The following is a 21,221-nucleotide window of genomic DNA, read 5'->3' on the forward strand; positions in this document are numbered from 1 at the left end:
GCAGCCTCGTCAGCGCCGGGTTTCGTCAGCGCCGGGTCTTGTCCAGTTCCGGGTCGGGGCGGTGCTGCAGGGCGGTGCGCAGCCTGCCGGACAGTGGCCGCTCGACGAGACGGTGCACCAGGTAGGCGGCGAGCAGCAGGATGGCGATCACCAGCGCCAGGGTGACGTAGGTCGGCAGGACCCGGCGCAGGCCGTAGACCAGGACCCAGCCGATCTGCTGGTGCAGCAGGTACAGCGGGTAGGTGAGCAGGCCCGCGGTGGTCAGCGCCCGCCAGCGGATCCAGGACAGCCGGCCGACGGCGATCGCGCCGATCACCACGAAGACCAGCGTGACGAACACGGTGATCGCGATGGCCTGCTCGGTGTCGACGTTCTTCTTGACGTTGCCGTGCGGGAAGTAGACGGCGTGGTGCTGGGCGATCAGCCAGGACACACCGACGATGCCCCACAGGGTGAAGTCGGAGCCGAACCGGCGGACCATGTACAGGGCGATGCCGGCGATGAAGAACGGTGCCGCCGACGGCTGGACGATCTCGGTGAGCAGCGGGTTGTCGACGGAGACGGCGACGACCGCGGCCACGGTCCAGGCGCAGCAGAACGTGACGACCCGCCGGTAGGTCAGGCCCTTCGCGACGACCAGGGCGAACAGCAGGTAGAACTTCAGCTCGGCCCAGAGGGTCCAGTAGACGCCGTCCATCGCGGTCACGCCGAGCGGCTCGTGCAGCATCGTCAGGTTGAGCAGCATGTCGTTGAAGCGGACCGGGCCGCGCATCATCGGCCAGATGCTCACCACGGTGAACGTGATCAGCACGGCCGCCCAGTAGGCGGGGTAGACGCGGACCACCCGGGAGCGGAAGAAGTCGCCGAGGCTGCGGCCCCACGCGCTCATGCAGATGGCGAACCCGCTGATGATGAAGAACATCTCCACACCCAGCCAGCCGAACTGCGCCACCTTCTGCAGCTGCGGGAAGACCTCGGTGACCGACTCGCCCCACGCCTGGGACGGGCCGCCGGTCGGGCGTCCCGCCAGGTGGTAGAGCAGCACCATGAAGGCGGCGATGAACCGCAGCCCGTCCAGCGCGACGATCCGGTCCCCGCGGCGCCCGACCTGCCCGGACTTGTCCGGTGCGGCCGGTGAGGACGACGAAGGGTCGGAGGAGGGCTGGGACGGTACGGGCGTCAGCGTCGACGACGACATGGAACCTCAAGGGGTTGAACTCGGCAGACGGCTGGCCAATATACCTGCCGTTCACCGCTCGGACAGAGCCGGATCAGGCTGCCCAGCGGGTGGTGTCACAAACCTGGGGGGTGCGGCGTCCCTGTGGCAACGATCACTAGGAGGAGTTCGTGTTCGCTGCCTACATCACTGTCACCGCCGTCGCGTCGGTCTTCACCGGTTTCGCCGCCGTCATCTATCTGATCGGCCACGACTACCCGAAGGCGCAGGCCGACATGAAGCGGATTCCCCGCTCCTGGGTGCCGCGGCTGGGCCTGCTGCTGGCGGCCGGTTCGGCGGGCCTGCTGGCCGGTTTCGCCGTGCCGGTCGCCGGGACGCTGGCGGCCGCCGGCCTGGTCCTGTACTTCATCGGGGCGCTGGTGGCGCACCTGCGTGTCGGGTCCCGCAACCTGCTCGGCTGGGCGATCTTCTTCGTCACCGTGGTGGCGGCGCTGGCTCTGAACGTCGCCTACCACTGGTGACCGCCGGTCACGGCGAGGTCAGGGCGCGAACCGGGTGAGGGCCTGCGCGACGTGCTCGCGGGTCGCCGCCGTCGCGAGGTGCCCGGCACCCTCGACGACGATCAGTTCCGACCCTGGCCAGGCCTGGTGCAGCTCCCACGCCACCGCCAGCGGGCCGCCCAGGTCGAGCCGGCCGTGGATCAGCACGGCCGGGATGCCCGCCAGCCGGGGGGCGTGGTGCAGCAGGACACCCTCCTCCAGCCACGCCGCGTGGGCGAAGTAGTGCGTGCAGATCCGGACCAGGCCGAGCCGGGCGCGGGGCAGCCGGGCGCCGTAGACGGGGGAGTCCGTCTCGCCCGACAGGACGGCGTCCTCCCACCGGCACCATTCGGCCGCCGCCTTCTCCCGCACTTCGGCGGACGGCGACTCCATCAGGCGCGCGTATCCGCCGACCACGTCGTCACCGGGCACCAGGGCGCGGAAGCGTTCCCACTGGGCGGGGAAGTAGCGGCCGACCCCGCGGTAGAGCCAGTCGATGTCCGAGCGCCGGGTCATCGTCACGGCGGCGATCACGATCTCGGTGACCCGGTGCGGATGCTGCTGGGCGTAGGCGAGCAGCAGCGTGGACCCCCACGACCCGCCGTACAGCAGCCAGCCGGGGACGCGCAGGTGCTCGCGCAGCCGTTCCATGTCCGCGACCAGGTGCCAGGTGGTGTTGTGGCGCATGTCGGTCGCCGGATCGGCGGCGTGCGGGCGGCTGCGGCCGCAGCCGCGCTGGTCGAACAGGACGACCCGGTACCGGTCGAGGTCGAAGGGCTTGAGCCAGCTGTGGTTCGAGCCGGAGCCGGGGCCGCCGTGCACGACCAGGGCCGGTTTGCCGTCCGGGTTTCCGTGTTCCTCCCAGTGGATGACGTTGCCGTCACCCACGTCGAGCTCGGGCATGCGAGGCTCCCCTGGTGTTTCTCAAGGCGATCATGCTGGAGCGCGGGCCGTCCGGTGGTTATCCGTTCGACCTGCCGGTGGTGCGGGCGCTGGCCGAGCTGCGCGAGTTGCGCCTGCGCAAACCCGTGACGCTGCTCGCGGGCGACAACGGTACCGGCAAGTCGACGCTCGTGGAGGCCGTCGCGGTGGCGGCCGGGTTCAACCCGGAGGGTGGCAGCACGTCGTTCAACTTCGCGACCAGGGCCACCGAGTCGGCGCTGGGTGAGCATCTGGTGCTGTCGCGGGTGCCGGGACGGCGGCCGCGGACCGGGTACTTCCTGCGGGCGGAGTCGTTCTACAACGTGGCGACCGAGATCGATCGGCTGGGTGCCACCGGCAGCTACGGCGGGACGTCGCTGCACGAGCGGTCGCACGGCGAGTCTTTCCTGGACCTGGTGCTGCACCGGTTCGGGCCATCCGGGCTGTACCTGCTGGACGAGCCGGAGGCGGCGCTGTCGGTGCAGGGCTGCCTGGCGCTGCTGGTGCGGATCGCCGAGCTGGTCGCGCTGGGCAGCCAGTTCATCATCGCGACCCACTCGCCGGTGCTGCTGGCCTGCCGGGACGCGGCGATCTTCGAGATCGGCGCGGCCGGCGACATTTCCGAGATCGACTACGACCAGGCCGACGCGGTCGTGCTGACCAGGGCCTTCCTGGCGCACCCGGCGCGCTTCCTGGACCGGCTGTTCGACGAGGAGCGCCGGAGGTGACAGCAGGGTGGGTGCGGCGAGGAGCGCCGGATGTGACAGCAGGGTGGGCCGGCGAGGTTCGCCGCACCCACCCTGCTGAGGGAGGACTTCTAGAACCGGAAGCGGGACACCAGTGCCCGCAACTCCCCGGTCACCTGCGACAGCTCACCCACCGCCAGCTCCGACTGGTTGACCAGGTCGGTGGTGGTCCGGGCGACCGCCGCCACGCTGCCGATGTTCGCGGCGATCCGGCCGGAGCCGCTCGCCGCCTCTCCGACACTGCGGTTGATCTCGTTGGTGGTGGCCGTCTGCTCCTCCACCGCCGAGGCGATCGTCGTCTGGTAGTCGTTGATCTGCGCGATCACCTCGGACACCTCCTGGATCGCGGAGACCGCACCGGCGGTGTCGGCCTGGATGGCCTGCACCCGGCGGGCGATGTCCTCAGTGGCCCGGGCCGTCTCCTGCGCCAGGTCCTTGACCTCGCCCGCCACCACCGCGAAGCCCTTGCCCGACTCGCCCGCGCGGGCCGCCTCGATGGTCGCGTTCAGGGCCAGCAGGTTGGTCTGCTCGGCGATGCTGGTGATCGTCTTGACGACGTCGCCGATCTCGCGGCTGGAGGCGCCGAGCCGCGACACCGACGCCGTGGTGGTCTGTACCGCGGTGACGGCCTTGGCGGCGACGGTCGCCGCCTCGTTGGCGCTGTGTGAGATCTCCCGGATCGACGTGCCCATCTCCTCGGAGCCGGCCGCGACGGTGTGCACGTTGCGTGACACCTCGTCGGCGGAGGCGGCGACCAGGTCGGCCTGCTGGGACGACTGCTGGGCGCCGTCGGCGAGCTGCGCCGACAGGCGGCCCATCCGGTCGCTGGCCGCGCTGAGCGTCTCGGCGCCGGTGGACAGCCGGCTCATGGCCGTGCCGATGGACTCCAGCGCGGTGTTGACCGACGTGCCCAGCTGCCCGACCTCGTCGGCCGTGCGGACCTCGACGCGGCGGGTCAGGTCGCCGGCGGCGACGGCGGCCATCACCGCGGCGGCCTCACCGAGCGGGCGGGTGATGCCGCGGGTGACACGCCAGGCGATGGCGGCGGCGACGGCGATCGCGGCGAGCAGCAGCAGGCCCATCACCATCAGGAAGTTGCCGGCGATGTCGCGTGCGGTGGCCGTCTCCGTCTTGTTCTGCGCCTCCTCCATGTCGATGAAGACGTTGATGACGCGCAGCCATTCGATGAAGGCCGGTTTGGCCTCGTTGTTGAGCAGCGCGAGGGCCTGGGCGCGCTGCCCGGACTCGCGCAGCCCGGTGATCTGCTCCACCAGCGGGTTGGTGGTCTCCTGCACCTTCAGGATGGCGGCCAGGGCGGCCTTCTCCGCGTCGTTGACCTTCGACGGGTCGGCGAAGATGCTGTTCATCTTCGTCTCCGAGTCGGCGTACTTGGCGGCCAGCTGGGCGATCAGGTCCTTCTCGGCGGTGACCTCGGTGGCCGTGCCCGCGTGCACGAGGTCGCGGATGGCGATCGCGCGGTCGTGGACGCTGCCCCGGAAGTTGATCGCGAAGCGTTGCTTGACGGCGTTGACGTCGTTGATGACCGTCAGCTCGTCATTGATCTTGTTGACCTGGGCGACGCCGACGACCACCAGCGCGACCATGGTCAGCACGACCACGAGGAACCCCGCTCCCAGGCGGCGTCCGATGGTCAGGTTTCTCATGTGTGCGGCACCTCTTCATGGTTCTTGAAGCTTTGTATCCCTACTGTTCGGCCGGTTCGGCCCGGATGTGAGGATCATGAATTCGGACGTCGCGGCGATCAGGGCCGCGGTCAGGGCGGCGATCGCCGGGTGGTGCGCCGCGCCGCGGCGGAAGGCGAGCCGGGTGCGGCGGCGGGTCGGCGCGGGAATCAGGCGCAGGCCGGTGGGTGGCCGGTCGGCAGCGAGCTGGGGTACGAGGGACGCGCCCTGCCCCGCGGACACCAGCGCCAGCACCGCGGTGAAGTCGTCGGCGTGATGGCGTACCCGGGGAGTGAAGCCCGCCCCCCGGCAGACCCGCAGCGTCACCTCATGGCACAGCGTCCCCGGACTCGCCATGATCCACGGCTGTTCCCGCAGGTCAGCGACCGACCCGGCCGGTACGCCCGCCGGCACCGCCACATGGACCGTCTCGTCCAGCAGCGGCACCGAGTCCAGATCGGTGTCGGCGGCGGCCGGCGCGATGTCGTAGTCGTGCAGCAGCCCCGCGTCCAGCCGCCGTTCCCGCAGCGCGGCCGGCACCGCCGCCGGATCCAGTTCGGCCACCATCAGCTCGAGCGCCGGGTGCTCCCGTCCCAGCGCCACCAGCGCGGCCGGCAGCACCGTGCGGACCGCGCTCGGATAGGCGCCGATCCGTAACGGACCGGCCGGTCCGCCGCGCACCGCGGCGAGCGCGGCACCGGTCTCCTCCAGCGCGGCGAGGACCTTCTCGGCGTGCCGGACCAGCACCCGCCCGGCGGGGGTGAACGCGACCCGGCGGCCGGTCCGTTCGAGCAGCGCGACACCGGCCTCGCGTTCCAGGGCGGCGAGTTGCTGGGAGACCGCGGACGGCGTGTAGGTGTGCGCGGCGGCGACCGCGGCGATGGTGCCGAACCGGTCGAGATCACACAGCAGCCGCAGCCGGCGCACGTCGAGCATCAGCCGAGCTTACGGTCGGCGGCAGAAATCGGAACTGGTCCTTATGGTCTTGAGCAGGCAGCGTGGTGCGCATGAATGGTGTCTGGGTGCCGATGATCACTCCCTTCGACGACGGCGGAGAGGTTGCTCTGCCCGTACTGGAAAGGTTGGCTGTTGATCTGCTCGAAGCCGGCGCCGCCGGTCTGGTGGCCCTGGGAACGACGGGCGAGCCCGCGTCGCTCAGCGACGCTGAGCGACGCAAAGTCCTTGATCTGACGTCGCAGATCGGTGCTCCGCTGATCGCCGGCGCGAACACCGTGGCGCAGTTGAGGGAGCTTCCGGGTGGGGTTGCGGCGGCGTTGACGCTGGTACCGCCGTTTCTGCGGCCCGGCGAGGACGGTGTGGTGGCGCACTTCGAGGCGCTGGCCGCGGCGAGCCCGGTGCCGCTGGTGGTTTATCACGTTCCGTATCGGAGCGGGCAGGCGCTGACGGCGGGCGCGCTGCGCCGGCTGGCGGCGATCGACGGTGTGATCGGGGTGAAGTACGCGCCCGGCGCCCTCGACGCGCAGGCGATGGATCTGCTGGCCGATCCGCCGCCGGGATGTGCCGTGCTGTGCGGAGACGACGTGCTGCTCTCGCCGATGCTGGCGCTGGGCGCGGCCGGCGCGATCGCGGCCTCCGCGCACCTGGCGACCGCCTCGTTCGCCGAACTGGCCTCGCTCTGGCAGGCCGGCGACGCGACCCGGGCCAGGCCGCTCGGGCACCGGCTCGCGCGCCTGTCGGCGGCGCTGTTCGCCGAGCCCAACCCCTCGGTGATCAAGGGTGCGCTGCACGCGGCGGGTCGCATTCCCACCCCTGATGTACGCCTGCCGCTGCTCGCCGCTCGGACATCGACGGTTGACGAGGTTGCGCCGTACCTCTACGGTTCATTACTAGAGTAACGAACCAAGGAGGCTCCGCACCAAAGAGACTCCGAACCAAGGAGGCAGGGTGTTCTCGTCATGTTCGACGACCGCAGCCCGATCTACCGGCAGATCGCCGAGCAGATCAAGGCCGACGTGCTCCGCGGAGTGCTCAAGGACGACGAGCAGGTGATGTCCACGACGCAGTACGCGGCCTACTACCGGATCAACCCGGCCACCGCGGCCAAGGCGTTCCAGCAGCTCGTCGACGACGGGGTGATCTACAAGCGGCGCGGTGTCGGCATGTTCGTCAGCCCCGGCGCCCAGTCGCGGTTACGGGCCCAGCGGCGCGAGCGGTTCTTCGCCGACGTGCTGGAGCCCATGATCGCCGAGGCCCGGGCGCTGGAGATCCCGGCCGCCGAGATCGTGGCCCGCATCCACCAGCTGACCGACCCGGGAGCAGGCCGATGACCCTCTCGATAACGACAACCGGCCTGCAGATCCGCTACGGCGACACCGTCGCCGTGGACAATCTCGATCTCGACCTGCCCGGCGGCAAGATCTACGGGCTGCTGGGCCGCAACGGCGCGGGTAAGACCAGCCTGCTGTCCGTGCTGGCCGGCTTTCGCAAACCGTCCGCCGGCACCGTGCGCGTCGGTGGTGAGCCGGTCTTCGAGAACAGCGGCAGGACCACCCAGATCTGCCTGATCGGCGAGGGCAGCGGTGTCGGCGACGGCACCGACAAGCTCGCCGACGTGCTCGACATGGTCCGCAAGCTGCGGCCGAGCTGGGACCACGAGTACGCCGCCGAGCTGATGAAACGCTTCGCCCTGCCGGCCAGGAAGAGCCTCAGCGCCCTGTCCCGCGGGCAGCGCTCGGCGTTCGGCGTGGTGATCGGCCTGGCGTCGCGGGCACCGGTGACCATGTTCGACGAGGCGCACCTGGGGATGGACGCGCCGACCCGGCAGCTGTTCGCCGACGAACTGCTGCGCGACTACGTGGACCGGCCGCGCACCTTCGTGATCTCGACCCACCTGATCGAGGAGCAGAGCCCGATCTTCGAGCAGGTGCTGATCGTGCACCAGGGAAAGCTGCTCGTGCACGAGGAGGTCGACGAGCTGCGCAGCCGCGGCGTGTCGGTGACCGGCCCGGCCGGGCTCGTCGACGACTTCGTGTTCGGCCTGACCGTCCTCGGCGAGGAGCGGCTCGGCCCGACCAAGCGCGCCATGGTCTACGGCGCGCTCGGCGAGGACAGCGTGCGCGCCGCGAAGACGGCCGGCCTGGAGCTGGGCCCGGTCGCGCTGCAGGACCTGTTCATCCACCTGACCGGGGGTGTCTCGTGAACCGCTGGCCGATCGCCCGCTACCTGCTCACCACCCACTACATCTTCCTGATCATCATCATGGTGGGGTTCTACGCGGCGTGCGCCGTCCTGCTCACGGTGGTGGCGCTGTTCACCGAGATCCGGATCAGCACGGTCGACGTCGCCGGGCAGGTGGTGTGCTGGCTGGCACTCGGCTACGGCGCCAGCTCGACCACGCTGCTCAGCACGATGCTGGTGCACGGGCGGACCCGCCGCGAGTTCCTCCGGGAGTACCCGGTCTTCCTCCTGATCACCTCGGTGACGCTGGCCGCGCTGACCGCCGGCGCCTACGCGGCGGAGGCCGCTGTCTACAGCGCCTTCGACTGGGGACAGAAGATGCAGGACAACCGGATCTTCGAGTCGGCGAGCGACTTCCCCACGGTCTACGTCGCCTACCTGAGCATGCTGCTGATCTGGCTGACGACCGGTGCCTTCCTCGGCGCCGCGTTCTACCGGTGGCAGGCCGGCGGCGTCCTCGCCGTGCCGTTCGCGGCCGTGCTGGTGCTGACCGGCGGTGGCTTCAACGGCTTCTTCAGCCTGGTGCCGGGCCTGCGTACCGACACCCCGGACCTCGCGGCGATCCTGCTGGTCAGTCTCGGTCTGGCGGCCGCGGCCTGGGCCATGCTCTGGTACACCGCGCGTGACCTGCCGCTGCGCGTCAGGGCGGCCTAGAGTCGGCCGGGTGACCGGACGCGTATTGATCACTGGTGGAAGCGGTTCCCTCGGCCGTCGCGTGGTGGCCCGCGCGGCGGCCGCCGGCTGGGAGCCGGTCGGCACCTACCTGTCCACCGCCACTTCCGGTGGTGTGCGCCTGGACATCAGGGACCCCGGCGACGTGCGGCGGGTGCTGGGGGAGGTGCGGCCGGTCGCGCTGATCCACACGGCCGCGGGCCGCGACCGCAACGACTGGCCGGCCACTGCGGACGGTGCGGCCAACGTCGCGGTCGCGGCCGCAAATGCGGGGGTACGCCTGGTGCACGTCTCCAGTGACGCGATCTTTTCCGGACGTGCGGGGGAGTACGACGAGGACGCTCTTCCCGACCCGGTGTACCCGTACGGCGCCGCCAAGGCAGCGGCCGAGACCGCGGTCCGGGCTGTCCTGCCGTCGGCGGCCGTCGTGCGTACCTCATTGATCCTCGGCGACGGCAACGGCGCCCACGAGATCCTCACCCACGACCTGATCGCCGGCCGGGTCTCCGGCGCCCTGTTCACCGACGAGATCCGCAAGCCGGTGCACGTCGACGACCTGGCCGACGCACTGCTCGAACTGGCCGCCGGCTCGTACGCCGGCGTACTCAACGTCGCCGGCACCGACCCGATCAGCCGTTACGACCTCGGTGTCCTGGTGGCCCGCCGCGACGGCCTCGACCCCTCGGCGATTCCGGCGACCAGCCTGGCTGCCCTCGGCCTGAACCGGCCGCCGGATCTGCGCCTGATCACTGATCGTGCCGCCGGGCTGCTCGGCACCCGGCTGCGCGGTGCCCACGAGTTCCTCGCCGCGTAAACCGGTGCTGCTCCCGCCGCCCGTTGCTTCCTCGCGCCGTAAACCGGTGCTGCTCCCGCCGCCCGTTGCCTCCTCGCGCCGTAAACCGGTGTCGCTCACGGCGGCCACTGCTGATACTGGGCGCCGTGAACAGTGAACGCACGATCCGGGTGACCGTCCGCGGATCCTTCGACAACCTCAGCGACGCCCAGAAGGCCGAGTTGATCGCGGCCGGCGACCAGCACGCCGACATCCTCGCCGTGGAGTACACGCCGCAGGGCCACCTCACCTACGACCTGGCGGCGCGGCCGTTCTTCACCTTCCGCTTCGCCGAGCAGGTCGCCGAGGAGAAGGACATCCCGCAGGTCACCGCCCGTGCCGAGGCCAAGGCCGCGGCGTGGATGACCGAGCGCGGATACGGCTTCAAGCGCATCACCTCACAGACCGTCGACATGTCCGAGGTGCCGCTGGGCCCCCGCGGCCGCCGCCTCCAGGGCTGAGCTCCTGCCGCCGTTTCGTCGTCATCCCGCGGTTGACGACGTCATGGCGTCACTGACCACCCAGGGCCTCGGCATCCAGAGAGCCGCCGTCGAGCAGAAGGTGACGGACGGCCCCCAGGAACGTGTGAGCGGCTGAGCCAAGCCCTGTCTCCGCCCGCCCCTCCGCCCGGCCCCACTTGCGCCCGGCCCCACTTGCGCCCGGCCCGGCGCTCACGGCTGAGCCCGCCGGAAATCGGGGTTGAACCTGCCCCAAGGGCAGGCCTTAGCGTGATTGGCATGAGTACCGAGGACGTGGCCGGCGGGCAGCAGTGGCGCATTGGCGAGCTGGCCCGGGTGACGGGCGTGACGGTTCGCACGCTGCACCACTATGACCGGGTCGGCCTGCTCGCGCCGTCGACGCGCACGGCGGGCGGGCATCGCTGCTACACCGGCGGGGACGTGCGGCGGTTGCACGCGATCCTGGCGTTGCGCGGGTTCGGTCTGAGCCTCGCCGAGATCAGCCGCACGCTCGACGGCGCTGATGCCGACCCGCGTGCGGTTCTGCGCGGCCAGCTCGACGTCACCGACGAGCGGATCCGCCGGGCGATGCAGCTGCGGGCACGCCTGCTCGCGGTCCTGAGTGCTCTCGACCGGATGGCCGAGCCGTCGGCGTCCGAGTTCATCACGCTGATCGAGGAGATGATCGCAGTGGAGGCACCACTCACCCCGGAACAGTTCGCCGAGCTCGGCCGCAGGCGCCAGCAAGCGGCTGCCGCCCTCACCGACGAGGAACGCGCCGAGATGAACCGCCGCCGGCAGGAGGCGATGGCGGCCCTCAGCCCCGAAGAGATCGACCACATGCAGCGAGAACGCGCCCGCTGGACACCCGCACCCACCTGACCATTCCGCCCTCGGCCGACGCCGCGCTCGGCCGACGCCGCGCTCGGCCGACGCCGCGCTCGGCTGGCCCGGCCCGCAAACCGGCCCACGCTCGGCGAGATCCGCGAACCGGCCCCGCGAACCGGTCCGCGCTCGGTCTGGTCCGCTTTCGATCGAGCGAGCCGCCCCGGCCCTCCTCAATCTTGGACATTCAAGCCGGTCATAGCCGGTCCAAATGTCCAAGATCGGCGACGCCACGACGATCTGCGGCGCCTGAGGGGGTCGTCAGGTGAGGGGGAAGTCGGCGACGGTTGTCCAGGAGCCGCCGGGTTCGGCGCGGCCTACGAGTAGCTGGACGGTGCTGACCCAAGCGTGGATGGGCAGGTGCTGTTCGGCCTCGGTTGCGGCTGCGCGCAGGTCGGCCGGTGGATGGTCGCGGCCAACGGTCAGGTGCGGGACCACGTCGGCAAACTCCCCGTTGTAGGGCCGGGCGCGCGGGAAGCGGGCGGCGAGCCGGTGGGTGAGTTCACGGAAGGGTTCGGCGGGTTCGGGGGAGAGCCACAGCACCCGCTCACCGAACCAGCCGACCCGGTCCAGGGTGAGGAAGAAGGGTGGCAGACCCGCCGTGACGTTCCGGACGGCGGCCAGGACCGGTGGGGTCAGCTCCTGCGGCGGCAGGAAGGGGTAGAGGACGGTGACATGTGCGGGCATTCCCCAGGCGGCGGCCCGGTCCAGCCGGCTGCGCAGTGCGGCGACGGCCGGCTCGGCTTCCGGTATCAGGACGACGAGGGCGCTCGATGTCGGCTCCACGCCCGCAGTATCCCTGACGAATGTCATGCCGGCTCGATGACGCACGACGCAGATCGATGGCTGGGCGCGGGCGCAGGATCGGAGCATGACGCTTGCCGCTTCACCCCACACTGTTTCATCCGACACCGCGGCTTCATCCGACACCGTGGCGCCCGACACGGGGCTGGACGCCGTGGTTCTGGACAGCGTGGTCAAACGGTTCGGCACGGTGACCGCCGTGGACGGGCTGGACCTGCGTATCCGCCCCGGGGAGGTGGTCGCTCTGCTCGGCCCGAACGGTGCCGGCAAGACGACCACCATCGACATGCTGCTGGGCCTGTCCCGGCCGGATTCCGGTACGGCCCAGGTCTACGGCCGGCCACCGCACGAGGCGGTCGCCCGTGGCCTGGTGTCGGCCGTCATGCAGTCGGGCGGGCTGCTCAAGGACTACACGGTCGCCGAGACGGTCCGCCTGACCGCGGTGCTGTTCGGCCGGCCGCGCAGCGAGGCCGGCGAGGCGCTGGAACGCGCGGGTATCGCCGACATCGGCAACCGGCTGGTCGGCAAGTGCTCGGGCGGCCAGCAGCAGCGGCTGCGGTTCGCGATGGCGCTGCTGCCCGACCCGGAGCTGCTGATCCTCGACGAGCCGACGACCGGCATGGACGTCGGCGGGCGGCACGATTTCTGGTCGGCGATCCGCAAGGACGCGCAGGGTGGCCGTACCGTCGTATTTGCCACCCACTACCTGGAGGAAGCCGACGCGTACGCCGACCGCGTGGTTTTCGTCCGGCGTGGCCGGATCGTCGCCGACGGCACGGCCTCGCAGGTCAAAGCCCTCGCGTCCGGCCGAACCGTGCGCGCCACCCTGCCCGGCGCCGCCGAGGCCGACCTGGCCGCGATCGCCGGCGTGGAGTCGGCCGAGGTCCGCGGTGACACCGTCTATCTGCACGGGCGTGACTCCGACACGATCGCCCGGCACCTGCTCACCGCGACGCCCGCCCGCGACCTGGAGATCACCTCCCGGAACCTGGAGGACGCGTTCCTGACCCTGACGGCCGACGACAAGCCGGGAGACGAGCGATGACGACCGCGACAGCAACCTCGACCACCAGGATTCCCGCCTTCCCGGTGGGCATGCTCGGACTGGAACTGCGGCGGATGATGCGCAACAAGCGCACCGTCATCTTCACCCTGGTGATGCCGGCCGCGTTCTTCCTGCTGTTCGGCACCAGCTCCAGCTATCGCACCGAACAGGTCGGCGGCGGGAACGTCACCGGGTACGTGCTGATCAGCATGGCTGTCTACGGCGCGATGCTGGCCACCACCTCGGGCGGTGCGATGGTCTCGATCGAGCGTGCCGCGGGCTGGAGCCGCCAGCTGCGGCTGACGCCGCTGAAGCCGATCGCGTACGTCGCCGTGAAGATCACCCTCGCGATGGTCATCGGTGCGGTGTCGGTTGCCGTGGCGTTCGCTGTCGGATCGCTCGGCGGCGCCGAACTGCCGGTCGGGGCGTGGATCGGCTGCGGGCTGCTGGCCTGGCTCTGCTCGCTGGTGTTCGCCGCGTTCGGCCTGTTCATGGGCTATCTGCTGCCCAGCGAGAACGTCATGCAGATCCTCGGCCCGGTGCTGGCCCTGCTCTCCTTCGCCGGCGGCCTGTTCGTCCCGGTCGATCAGCTGGGCAGCACCTTCGCCACGATCGCCAAGTTCACCCCGGTCTACGGGGTCGGTGAGATCGCCCGCTATCCGCTGGTCCAGGACGGCACCCTGTGGATCGCGGTGGTCAACGTGGTGGCGTGGACCGCGCTGTTCGGCGCCGGGGCCATGTGGCGCTTCCGCCGGGACACGGCCCGGGTTTGACGAGCCGGGTCTAATGACAGCCATGGCACCGACCACACCCGGGCATCCGGTCGTTCATCCCCGCTGGGGGTGGGTGTTCGGGGCGGTCTGGCTGTCGTACCTCAGTGAGAACCTGACCGCGCTGCTGCGTCACGAGCCCGGCTGGCAGCGCACGGTGGGCCTGATCGCGCTGGCCGGTTTCGTCGTCATCTACATAGCGGTCCTCGGCCACCTGCGCCGTTCGCGGTTCGCCGAGCCCGCGGGGGCGTCGTCGCCGCTGGTGTGGGCGGCGCTGATCGGGATGCTGGTGCTCGGTGCCGTACAGATGCCGGTTGTCGGCGCGCACGCGCTGACCTGCCTGGTCTATGTGGCCGCCACCGCGATGATGGGCCTGCCCCGGCGGCAGGGCATCGCGGTGGCGGTCACGCTGGTGATCACCGCGGAGGTGCTGCTGCGGTTCATGCCGGGCTGGCGGGCCGCCGGGCACGGTTACAGCCTGGCCGTGGTCCTCGGTGCGCTGGCCACCGGCGGGATCCGGCTGGCGCTCGACCGGCAGCGCAAGCTGTTGCAGGCCCAGCAGGACCTGGCCACCCTCGCGGTCGCTGACGAGCGGGCCCGGATCGCCGCCGACCTGCACGACATCCTCGGCCATTCGCTGACCGTGGTGACGGTCAAGGCGGAGCTCGCCCAGCGGATGCTCGACGTCGATCTGGATCGGGCCCGCGCCGAGCTGCGTGATCTGGAGTCGCTCGCCCGGGACGCGCTCGCCGACGTGCGCGCCACCGCCCTCGGCATGCGCGGTGTCTCGCTGCCCGGGGAGATCGCCGCCGCGAAGGAGGCCCTCGCCGCCGCGAACGTGGAGGCGGACCTGCCCGGCGCCACCGACGACGTGCCCACCCGTAACCGGGAGCTGTTCGCGTGGACGATCCGGGAGGCGGTCACCAACATCATCCGGCACGCCGGCGCCCGGCACGCGTGGGTGCGGCTCGAGCCGGGCAGTGTGGAGATCCTGGACGACGGTGATGCCGTGCCGGTGGGCGAACACGGTCAGGGCCTGACCGGGCTCAGGAAACGGGCCGACGAGGCCGGCGCCCGGATGACCGCGGGCCGGCGCGACGGGGCGCCGGGTTTCCGCGTACGCATGGAGGTGCCGTTGTGATCAGGTTGCTGCTCGCCGACGACCAGGCCCTGGTCCGCGGTGCGATGGCCGCCCTGCTCGACCTGGAACCGGACCTGAGTGTGGTCGCCGAGGTGGGCCGCGGCGACGAGGTGCTCGCGGCGGCCCGCGCTCACCAGCCGGACGTGGCCCTGCTGGACGTGCAGATGCCCGGCCTGGACGGGATCACCGCGGCCCGGCAGCTGCGCGACGAGGTGCCACAGTGCCGGGTGTTGATGGTGACCACTTTCGGCCGGGCCGGCTACCTGCGCCAGGCGATGGCCGCGGGCGCCGGCGGGTTCGTCGTCAAGGACACCCCGGCCCGGCAACTCGCCGACGCGGTCCGCCGGGTGCACCAGGGGTTGCGGGTGGTCGACCCGGCCCTCGCCGCGCAGAGCCTGGCCCACGGCGACTCGCCGCTGACCGAGCGGGAGAGCGACGTGCTGCGCGCCGCACAGGACGGTGGAACGGTCGCCGACATCGCCCGCGAGCTGCGCCTTTCCGAGGGAACCATTCGCAACCATCTGTCCGCCGCGATCGGCAAGACCGGTGCCCGCACCCGCGCGGAGGCCGTCCGGCTGGCCGTCGACAACGGGTGGCTCCTCATGTAATCGGCGTCTCGGAGCACTTGAGGAAAAATTCTCAGTGCAACCGAGCAGCAACCGAGAGTGGCCTTCGGCTGCACCCGTCGCGGCGAAAAGTTCCCCCTGTCAGCCGACACAGGGGGGAACCGAAGATGACGACGACCGTCCAGCCGAACACCGCCGCCACCACTCGCGAGCAGGAAGACCTCATCCGCGAGAACATGGCGCTGGTCGGCCACATGGTTCGCGAGATGCTGTTCAAGGTCCCGCCGCACGTGCACCGCGACGATCTCGCCTCCGCCGGTTACGCCGCCCTGGTCACCGCCGCCCAGTCGTTCGACCCGGAGCGGGGTATCCCGTTCGGCCGGTTCGCCGCGGTGCGTGTCCGCGGGGCCCTGCTCGACGAGCTGCGCAGCATGGACTGGGCGAGCCGTTCGGTGCGGGCCCGCGCCCGGCGTGCCGATGTCGCCCGGGAGGAGCTGACCCGCCGGCTGGGGCGTACCCCGACCGCCGACGAGCTCGCCGAACTGCTGGGTGTCGCGGTCAGCGAGCTGAGCAGCGTCGACGACGACGTCCAGCGCGCCGCGGTCCTCTCGCTGCAGGGTTTCGCCGCCGGCACGGCCGAGGACCTGGTCACCGACGCCTCGATGAACCCCGAGGAGATGCTGCTGCACCGTGAGCGCCTCGGCTACCTGCACGACGCCGTCAACGTGCTGCCGGAACGGTTGCGCTTCGTGGTCGAGGCCTCGTTCCTGCAGGAGCGCCCCCTCTCCGAGGTGGCCGCCGAACTGGGCGTCACCGAGTCGCGGGTGTCGCAGCTGCGCACCGAGGCGCTCGCCCTGCTGCGCGACGGCCTGACCACGCACATGGAGCAGAGGGGCACGCCGGCTCCGAAGGACGGCTGTGTCGCCCGCCGCCGCGCCGCCTACGCCGCGCAGATCGCCGCCCGCAGCACGATGGCCACCCGCCTGGGTGTCACCGACAGCAGCGGCCAGCGCCTCGCAGCCGCAGCCTGATGCGCGACCGGTTGCGCGTTCCGGTCATCGGCCCGGGCTTGCGCCCGATGCGCGACGAAATCAGTGGTCCTGCGGGTCAACGGCGCCTCATGCGCCGCGGACCCGCAGGCTGACCACCCCCACCGCAGGGGTACGAGGAAACGGCCGTCCCCCGACATCAACGACCGTCCCCGCCGCTTCCCCCGGGTGCCGCCGCGCCTCGGTCAGGCCCCGGCACCCGCTAGCCCGGTCAGGCTCCGGCCGCTCCGGCGCCCGCCGCCAGCCCGGTCAGGCTCCGGACAGGCCGGGGATGATGCCCGGCCGGCGCCGCAGCTGCTCCTCGGCGGCCGCGGCGCGTTTGCGCAGCCGGTCCACCTCGACGGTCAGGGCGGACGCCCCGCTGTCGCTGAGCCGGTAGTAGCGGCGCAGCCGTCCCTCGACTGCCTCCTCCCGGTCCACCTCGATCAGCCCCTGCTCGGCGAGCCGGTCCAGCGCGCCGTAGAGGGTGCCGGGCCGCAGTTTGACGTCACCGGAGGACAGGTCGAGCACCGATTGCACGATGCCGTACCCATGGAGGGGTTGCGTCGCGAGCGCGGTGAGGATGAGAAACGTCGGCTCCTGCATGTCGCCCAGCCTCTCAGTTCGTCACGATCTGGGTACCGGCGGTGGCCGCCGGTCGTAGCCGGGCCGCCACCAGCACACCCGCGCCGAGCACCAGCCCGGCAGCGAGCAGTGCGAGGTTGAGCCACTGCGGCCCGAACGGCCAGTACGGTCCCGGGGTCAGCGCGCTGTGCACGGTGAACACCGGCTCGTTGTTCCCCGCGTAGCGGAAGGCGCGGATCACGTTGCCGTAGAAGGCGACCGCCGGCAGCGCCAGCGTGAGCACGGCAATCACGGCCAGCGCGCCGGCAGCCCGCGCCGCCCCGGGCCGCTGGAGCCGCCGGGCGACCGCCACCACGAACAGCCATCCGGCGAGCATCCCGGCCAGTCCGCCGATCACGATGAGCGGCAGCAGGCTCGCGTTCCCGGTGGCCCACAGCTCGGTGTTGACGGAGCCCTGGAGCTCGGTCAGCCAGCCGGAGACCTCGATCGACACCCCGTCCCGTTCGGCGCGGAACCGGGAATTCCGCATCGGGAGGTCGACCAGCGTCCCGTCCTCGGCCATCGTCGTCGACTTGCCGCTGGGATGGTCGATCGCACCGACCCGCCATCCGGCCGCGGCGAGCTCCTGCCGGGCCCGGTCGGCGTCCCAGCCGTCGAAGCCGCTGACCGTGCTGGTCGCCCACCCCGTCTCGCCGAACCACGGTGTGCCGCCGTCGTTCGTCGCCACCCCGTCGCTGCCTGCCCCGCTGCCTGTCCCGGCTTCTGTTCCGGCGTCGGTCCAGGATTTTGTCCCGGCCAGCAGGGACGTCTGCAGGGCCCGGATGCCGGCGTCGTCGGGCACCGAGGCGAAGGTCCGCTCGGAGGCCCACGAGCCCACGGCCGCGCCGAACCCGCCGCCGATCAGCAAGACCAGCACCGCGACCACCCACAGCAGCGGCCGCCCGGCCGGCAGCCGGAACCGCTGCCGGAGCCCGCTGCCGATCAGGTGCCACACCTCGGTCCGGCCGGGCCGGCTCTGCCCTGGCTGGGCCATCTCCAGCAGGGTGGTGACGATCTCCTGCTCATGCCGGTCCCGGTAGTTGCTCGGATAGACGCGCAACAGCCGCTTGTACGCCCGTTCCAGCGTGGGGTCGGCCTCCGGCCATTCGCTGGTGGTCATCTCGGTAGCCCTTCGGGTTGGACGAGTCGGGACTCGGCACTCGTGCCGGGCCGCAGCAGAGCCGCCACCAGCACGCCGGCGGTGAGCAGCAGTCCGCCGGCGACCAGGGCGAGGTTCAGCCAGCCGGGACCGAACGGCCAGTACGGCCCCGGGGTCAGCGCGTTGTGCACGGTGTTCACCTGCTCGCCGTTGCCGGCGAACCGGAAAGCACGGATCGAGTTCTGGTAGAAGGCGACCGCGGGCAGCGCGAGGGTGAACACCGCGGCCGCCGCCAGACCGCGTGCCGCCCACACCCGCCCGGCGCCGGGCCGCACGCGCCCGCCACCGTGCCACACCCGCCCGGCGCCACGCAGCCGCCGGGTCACCGCCGCCGCGAGCAGCCACCCGCCGGCCATCCCGGCCAGCCCGCCGGCCACGATCAGGGGCAGCAGGGCGGCGTTGCCGGTCGACCAGATCTGCACGTAGATCCGGCCCTGGCCCTCGGCCAGCAGGCCTCCGACCGTCAGGGACACCCCGTCGCGCTCGGCGCGCAGGCTGACGCGGTCGAGACGCTGCTCGGTCATCCGGCCGGCCTCGTCGGCGGTCTCCGCCGTCCCGCGCCGGTGCGAGACCGGGCCGGCCAGCCAGCCGTCGGCGGTCAACAGGCGCCGGGCCTGCTCGGCGTTCCAGCCGTCGAGGCCGGTCACCGCGGTGCTGGCCTCCTGGGCGCCGTCGAACCAGGGGGTGTCCACCCGGTTCACCGAGACCGTGTCGCCGGTCGTCCTGGGGACCAGGCTCGTCAGCACGGACCGAGTGGCCGCCGGGTCCGGCACGGCGGTGAAGGTCCGCTCGGCCGTCCAGGAGCCCGCCGCCGCGCCGAACCCGCCGCCGATCAGCAGGGCGAGCACCGCGAACACCCAGGCCAGGGGCCGCCCCGCCGGCAGCCGGAACCGCTGCCGGACCCCGCTGGCCACCAGATGCCACGCCTCGCCGAGACCCGGCCGCCGCTGACCCGGCTCGGCCATCTCCAGCATCGTGGTGACGATCTCGGTGCCGTGCCGGCCCCGGTAATCGCGCGGATAGGCCGTCAGCAGCAGCCGATAGGCCCGCTCCAGGCCCGGCTGCCGCCGAGGCCAGGCCGACTTCACATAGAGGGTCCCCCGTCGATCCATGCCGAGACAGTACGTCAGGCGCTATATATCGTCAACCGAGCTATTGGATCGAGAAATCAGTTGCGGGCGGGGCGGCGGCGAGAGAGGGTTGCCGAGGAACTGCAGCCGGCCCGAGGAGTGCATGCCACCGTGTGAGAGACACCCGACTTCGTTCCGCGCCGTGACTCGCCCGGCGTGTCCCTGTCGGTGTCACCCTCCCGGAGGCCTGCGTGCAACCCTCGAAGCAAGCCGCGAACATCCACCTCAAAGCCGTCGACCTCGGCCGCGCCCACGACGGTGACCTGCTTTTCTCCGGCTTCGACCTGGTGCTGGGCGCCGGCGACCGGATCGGCGTCGTCGGCCCGAACGGCGCCGGCAAGACCACCCTGCTCCGGGTTCTGGCCGGCGAGTTGACGCCGACCACCGGCAGCGTGACCGTTGCGGCCGCGACGCGCGTGGAACTCGTACCCCAGGAAATGCCCGGCCGGGACGACACCGTCGGTGCCTTCCTCGGCGAAGGCCTCGGTGAGCTCGCGGAAGTGACCGCCGACCTGCGCCGGCTGGAGGCGCGGCTGGCCGGTGGTGAGGACGTGCTGACCAGCTACGGCGTGGTCCAGGACCGCTGGACCGCCCTGGAGGGGTGGAACGCGGAGAACCGGCTCACCGAGATCCGGCAGCGCCTCGACATCGAGCACCTCGCCGACGATCTGCCGGTGGCCGCGGTCAGCGGCGGCGAACAGGCCCGGCTGCTGCTGGCACGGGCGCTGCTCGCCGGGCAGAGCGCCCACCGGCCGGACGACGGCCCCCACCTGCTGCTGCTGGACGAGCCGACCAACCATCTCGACGCCGAGGGCGCGGCCTGGCTGCGGCAGTGGCTGCGCGACTTCCCCGGCGGGGTGCTCGCGGTCAGCCACGATCGGGCGTTCCTGGACGAGTTCGCCACCCGGATCATCGAGTTGGACGGCATCGACGAGCAGCCGCAGGACTATCCGGGCGGCGGATACACGGCCTACCGGGCGGAGAAGCAGCGCCGCTGGGAGCGGCTGCTGCTCCACTACGAGGCGCAGGAGAAGGACCGGCTGCGCTGGGAAGCCGACATCGAGCGGACCAAGGGGTACGCCGCGGGCGTCGAGAACACCGTCCGCTCCGGGGCGGAGGCCCCGCACCTGCGCCGGGTCGCCCGGCTCGTCGCGCGCAAGGCCAAGGTGCGGGAGCGGCGGCTGCGCCGGCAGATGGCGTCGGTGAAGTGGATCGCCGAGCCGCGGACCCGGCCGCCGCTGACCCTGGCTTTCCCCGGCGACGACGGTGACGCCGGTGAGATCGTGCTGAAGGTCCGCGACCTGACCGTCGCGTTCGGCGAGCGGACCCTGCTCGACCACGTCGACCTGGACGTGGCCCGCGGTGACCGGATCCTGGTCACCGGCCGTAACGGCGCCGGCAAGACCACCCTGCTGCGGGCGCTCGCCAGCGACCGTGCCGAGGTGGCGGTGCTGCCGCAGACCGACGACGGGCTGCGGACGCGCACCACGGTGCTCGACTTCTTCCGGGCCCGGGTGCCGGTCTACGCCGAGGATGCGGAGCGGCTGCTCGCCGGGCACCAGTTCGAGCCCGAGCAGTGGAGTGCCCCGGTGCGTGACCTGTCCGCCGGTGAGCTGCGGCGGCTGCTGCTGGCCGTGGTGGTCAACACCGAGCAGCGCATCCTGCTGCTGGACGAGCCGACCAACTTCCTCGACTTCGAGGCCCTCGACGTGATCGAGGAGGCGCTGCGCCGCTACCGGGGCACGCTGCTGATCGTCAGCCACGACCGGTATTTCGCCGACGCGGTGGGTTGTACCCGGCAATGGCATGTCGCGGACGGACAAGTGATCGAGAGCTGACAAACT

The 21,221-nt window shown here is 71.5% G+C and carries 23 protein-coding genes; 15 read left to right on the forward strand and 8 right to left on the reverse strand.

Translation table 11 applies throughout. The annotated features are described in order from the left end of the window. Positions 1-25: 25 nt before the first annotated feature. The gene (locus ACFQV6_RS30905) at positions 26-1,198 is read right to left on the reverse strand and encodes an acyltransferase family protein (RefSeq protein WP_378031155.1); all 1,173 of its coding nucleotides are present in this window, start codon (positions 1,196-1,198) and stop codon (positions 26-28) included. A 149-nt stretch (positions 1,199-1,347) separates the two neighbouring features. Here ACFQV6_RS30905 and ACFQV6_RS30910 point away from each other — a divergent pair, with 149 nt between their 5' ends. Next, on the forward strand, positions 1,348-1,698 hold the full coding sequence (locus tag ACFQV6_RS30910; RefSeq protein WP_378031156.1) for a DoxX family protein: 351 nt from the start codon (positions 1,348-1,350) through the stop codon (positions 1,696-1,698). A gap of 18 nt (positions 1,699-1,716) precedes the next feature. On the opposite strand, the gene pip is transcribed toward ACFQV6_RS30910, so the two are convergent. Then, on the reverse strand, positions 1,717-2,619 hold the full coding sequence (gene pip / locus ACFQV6_RS30915) for a prolyl aminopeptidase (RefSeq protein ID WP_378031157.1): 903 nt from the start codon (positions 2,617-2,619) through the stop codon (positions 1,717-1,719). Between the two features lie 14 nt (positions 2,620-2,633). Here pip and ACFQV6_RS30920 point away from each other — a divergent pair, with 14 nt between their 5' ends. Further along, positions 2,634-3,365: an AAA family ATPase gene (locus ACFQV6_RS30920; protein ID WP_378031158.1), complete on the forward strand. Its 732-nt coding sequence runs from the start codon at positions 2,634-2,636 to the stop codon at positions 3,363-3,365. Positions 3,366-3,454: 89 nt separating this feature from the next. Here the strand turns inward: ACFQV6_RS30920 and ACFQV6_RS30925 are convergent, their stop codons facing one another. Together ACFQV6_RS30925 and ACFQV6_RS30930 are read right to left on the reverse strand one after the other, a co-directional pair. Then, a complete protein-coding gene (locus ACFQV6_RS30925; protein ID WP_378031159.1) occupies positions 3,455-5,047 on the reverse strand; it encodes a methyl-accepting chemotaxis protein in 1,593 nt (530 codons plus the stop codon). Positions 5,048-5,062: 15 nt separating this feature from the next. Beyond that, the gene (locus ACFQV6_RS30930; protein WP_378031160.1) at positions 5,063-6,001 is read right to left on the reverse strand and encodes a LysR substrate-binding domain-containing protein; all 939 of its coding nucleotides are present in this window, start codon (positions 5,999-6,001) and stop codon (positions 5,063-5,065) included. Positions 6,002-6,066: 65 nt separating this feature from the next. Here ACFQV6_RS30930 and ACFQV6_RS30935 point away from each other — a divergent pair, with 65 nt between their 5' ends. The 7 genes from ACFQV6_RS30935 to ACFQV6_RS30965 all read left to right on the forward strand — a co-directional run bounded on the left by ACFQV6_RS30935 (position 6,067) and on the right by ACFQV6_RS30965 (position 11,107). After that, complete coding sequence (locus ACFQV6_RS30935; RefSeq protein ID WP_378031235.1) at positions 6,067-6,921, forward strand: dihydrodipicolinate synthase family protein; 855 nt, start codon at positions 6,067-6,069, stop codon at positions 6,919-6,921. A gap of 60 nt (positions 6,922-6,981) precedes the next feature. Then, positions 6,982-7,353 (forward strand): GntR family transcriptional regulator, encoded by a 372-nt coding sequence (locus ACFQV6_RS30940; RefSeq protein ID WP_378031161.1) that lies wholly within the window; start codon positions 6,982-6,984, stop codon positions 7,351-7,353. After that, positions 7,350-8,225: an ATP-binding cassette domain-containing protein gene (locus ACFQV6_RS30945; protein WP_378031162.1), complete on the forward strand. Its 876-nt coding sequence runs from the start codon at positions 7,350-7,352 to the stop codon at positions 8,223-8,225. The genes ACFQV6_RS30940 and ACFQV6_RS30945 overlap by 4 nt, the downstream gene beginning before the upstream one ends. Continuing rightward, positions 8,222-8,917 carry a hypothetical protein gene (locus tag ACFQV6_RS30950; RefSeq protein WP_378031163.1) on the forward strand — a complete coding sequence of 232 codons (696 nt, stop codon included), beginning with the start codon at positions 8,222-8,224 and terminating at the stop codon, positions 8,915-8,917. Before ACFQV6_RS30945 ends, ACFQV6_RS30950 begins: the two co-directional genes overlap by 4 nt. Before the next feature lie 10 nt (positions 8,918-8,927). After that, positions 8,928-9,749 carry a sugar nucleotide-binding protein gene (locus ACFQV6_RS30955; protein WP_378031164.1) on the forward strand — a complete coding sequence of 274 codons (822 nt, stop codon included), beginning with the start codon at positions 8,928-8,930 and terminating at the stop codon, positions 9,747-9,749. Positions 9,750-9,874: 125 nt separating this feature from the next. Continuing rightward, the gene (locus ACFQV6_RS30960) at positions 9,875-10,228 is read left to right on the forward strand and encodes a DUF6204 family protein (RefSeq protein WP_378031165.1); all 354 of its coding nucleotides are present in this window, start codon (positions 9,875-9,877) and stop codon (positions 10,226-10,228) included. A gap of 276 nt (positions 10,229-10,504) precedes the next feature. Beyond that, positions 10,505-11,107: a MerR family transcriptional regulator gene (locus ACFQV6_RS30965; RefSeq protein WP_378031166.1), complete on the forward strand. Its 603-nt coding sequence runs from the start codon at positions 10,505-10,507 to the stop codon at positions 11,105-11,107. Between the two features lie 264 nt (positions 11,108-11,371). On the opposite strand, the gene ACFQV6_RS30970 is transcribed toward ACFQV6_RS30965, so the two are convergent. Beyond that, the gene (locus ACFQV6_RS30970) at positions 11,372-11,896 is read right to left on the reverse strand and encodes a 2'-5' RNA ligase family protein (RefSeq protein ID WP_378031167.1); all 525 of its coding nucleotides are present in this window, start codon (positions 11,894-11,896) and stop codon (positions 11,372-11,374) included. A gap of 163 nt (positions 11,897-12,059) precedes the next feature. Here ACFQV6_RS30970 and ACFQV6_RS30975 point away from each other — a divergent pair, with 163 nt between their 5' ends. The 5 genes from ACFQV6_RS30975 (at position 12,060) to ACFQV6_RS30995 (ending at position 16,467) form a co-directional block, all read left to right on the forward strand. After that, entirely contained in the window at positions 12,060-12,959 is a 900-nt protein-coding gene (locus ACFQV6_RS30975; RefSeq protein ID WP_378031236.1) for an ABC transporter ATP-binding protein, read from the forward strand. After that, positions 12,956-13,732, forward strand: a complete 777-nt coding sequence (locus ACFQV6_RS30980) for an ABC transporter permease (RefSeq protein ID WP_378031168.1) — start codon at positions 12,956-12,958, stop codon at positions 13,730-13,732. The genes ACFQV6_RS30975 and ACFQV6_RS30980 overlap by 4 nt, the downstream gene beginning before the upstream one ends. 22 nt (positions 13,733-13,754) lie before the next feature. After that, positions 13,755-14,870, forward strand: coding sequence for a sensor histidine kinase (locus tag ACFQV6_RS30985; RefSeq protein ID WP_378031169.1), 1,116 nt, complete (start codon positions 13,755-13,757; stop codon positions 14,868-14,870). After that, complete coding sequence (locus ACFQV6_RS30990; protein WP_378031170.1) at positions 14,867-15,478, forward strand: response regulator; 612 nt, start codon at positions 14,867-14,869, stop codon at positions 15,476-15,478. The genes ACFQV6_RS30985 and ACFQV6_RS30990 overlap by 4 nt, the downstream gene beginning before the upstream one ends. A gap of 125 nt (positions 15,479-15,603) precedes the next feature. Continuing rightward, a complete protein-coding gene (locus ACFQV6_RS30995; protein ID WP_378031171.1) occupies positions 15,604-16,467 on the forward strand; it encodes a sigma-70 family RNA polymerase sigma factor in 864 nt (287 codons plus the stop codon). A 267-nt stretch (positions 16,468-16,734) separates the two neighbouring features. Here the strand turns inward: ACFQV6_RS30995 and ACFQV6_RS31000 are convergent, their stop codons facing one another. The 3 genes from ACFQV6_RS31000 to ACFQV6_RS31010 are packed head-to-tail and all read right to left on the reverse strand — an operon-like array spanning position 16,735 to position 19,359. Beyond that, a complete protein-coding gene (locus ACFQV6_RS31000) occupies positions 16,735-17,070 on the reverse strand; it encodes a PadR family transcriptional regulator (protein WP_378031172.1) in 336 nt (111 codons plus the stop codon). 13 nt (positions 17,071-17,083) lie between these two features. Next, the gene (locus ACFQV6_RS31005; RefSeq protein ID WP_378031173.1) at positions 17,084-18,208 is read right to left on the reverse strand and encodes a hypothetical protein; all 1,125 of its coding nucleotides are present in this window, start codon (positions 18,206-18,208) and stop codon (positions 17,084-17,086) included. After that, complete coding sequence (locus ACFQV6_RS31010; protein ID WP_378031174.1) at positions 18,205-19,359, reverse strand: hypothetical protein; 1,155 nt, start codon at positions 19,357-19,359, stop codon at positions 18,205-18,207. Before ACFQV6_RS31010 ends, ACFQV6_RS31005 begins: the two co-directional genes overlap by 4 nt. A 209-nt stretch (positions 19,360-19,568) precedes the next feature. Between ACFQV6_RS31010 and ACFQV6_RS31015 the strand changes: the two genes are divergently transcribed. Continuing rightward, on the forward strand, positions 19,569-21,215 hold the full coding sequence (locus tag ACFQV6_RS31015) for an ABC-F family ATP-binding cassette domain-containing protein (RefSeq protein ID WP_378031175.1): 1,647 nt from the start codon (positions 19,569-19,571) through the stop codon (positions 21,213-21,215). The last annotated feature ends 6 nt before the right edge of the window (positions 21,216-21,221 follow it).

The organism is Actinoplanes sp. GCM10030250 (assembly GCF_042666575.1).
Taxonomy (GTDB): Bacteria; Actinomycetota; Actinomycetes; order Mycobacteriales; family Micromonosporaceae; genus Actinoplanes.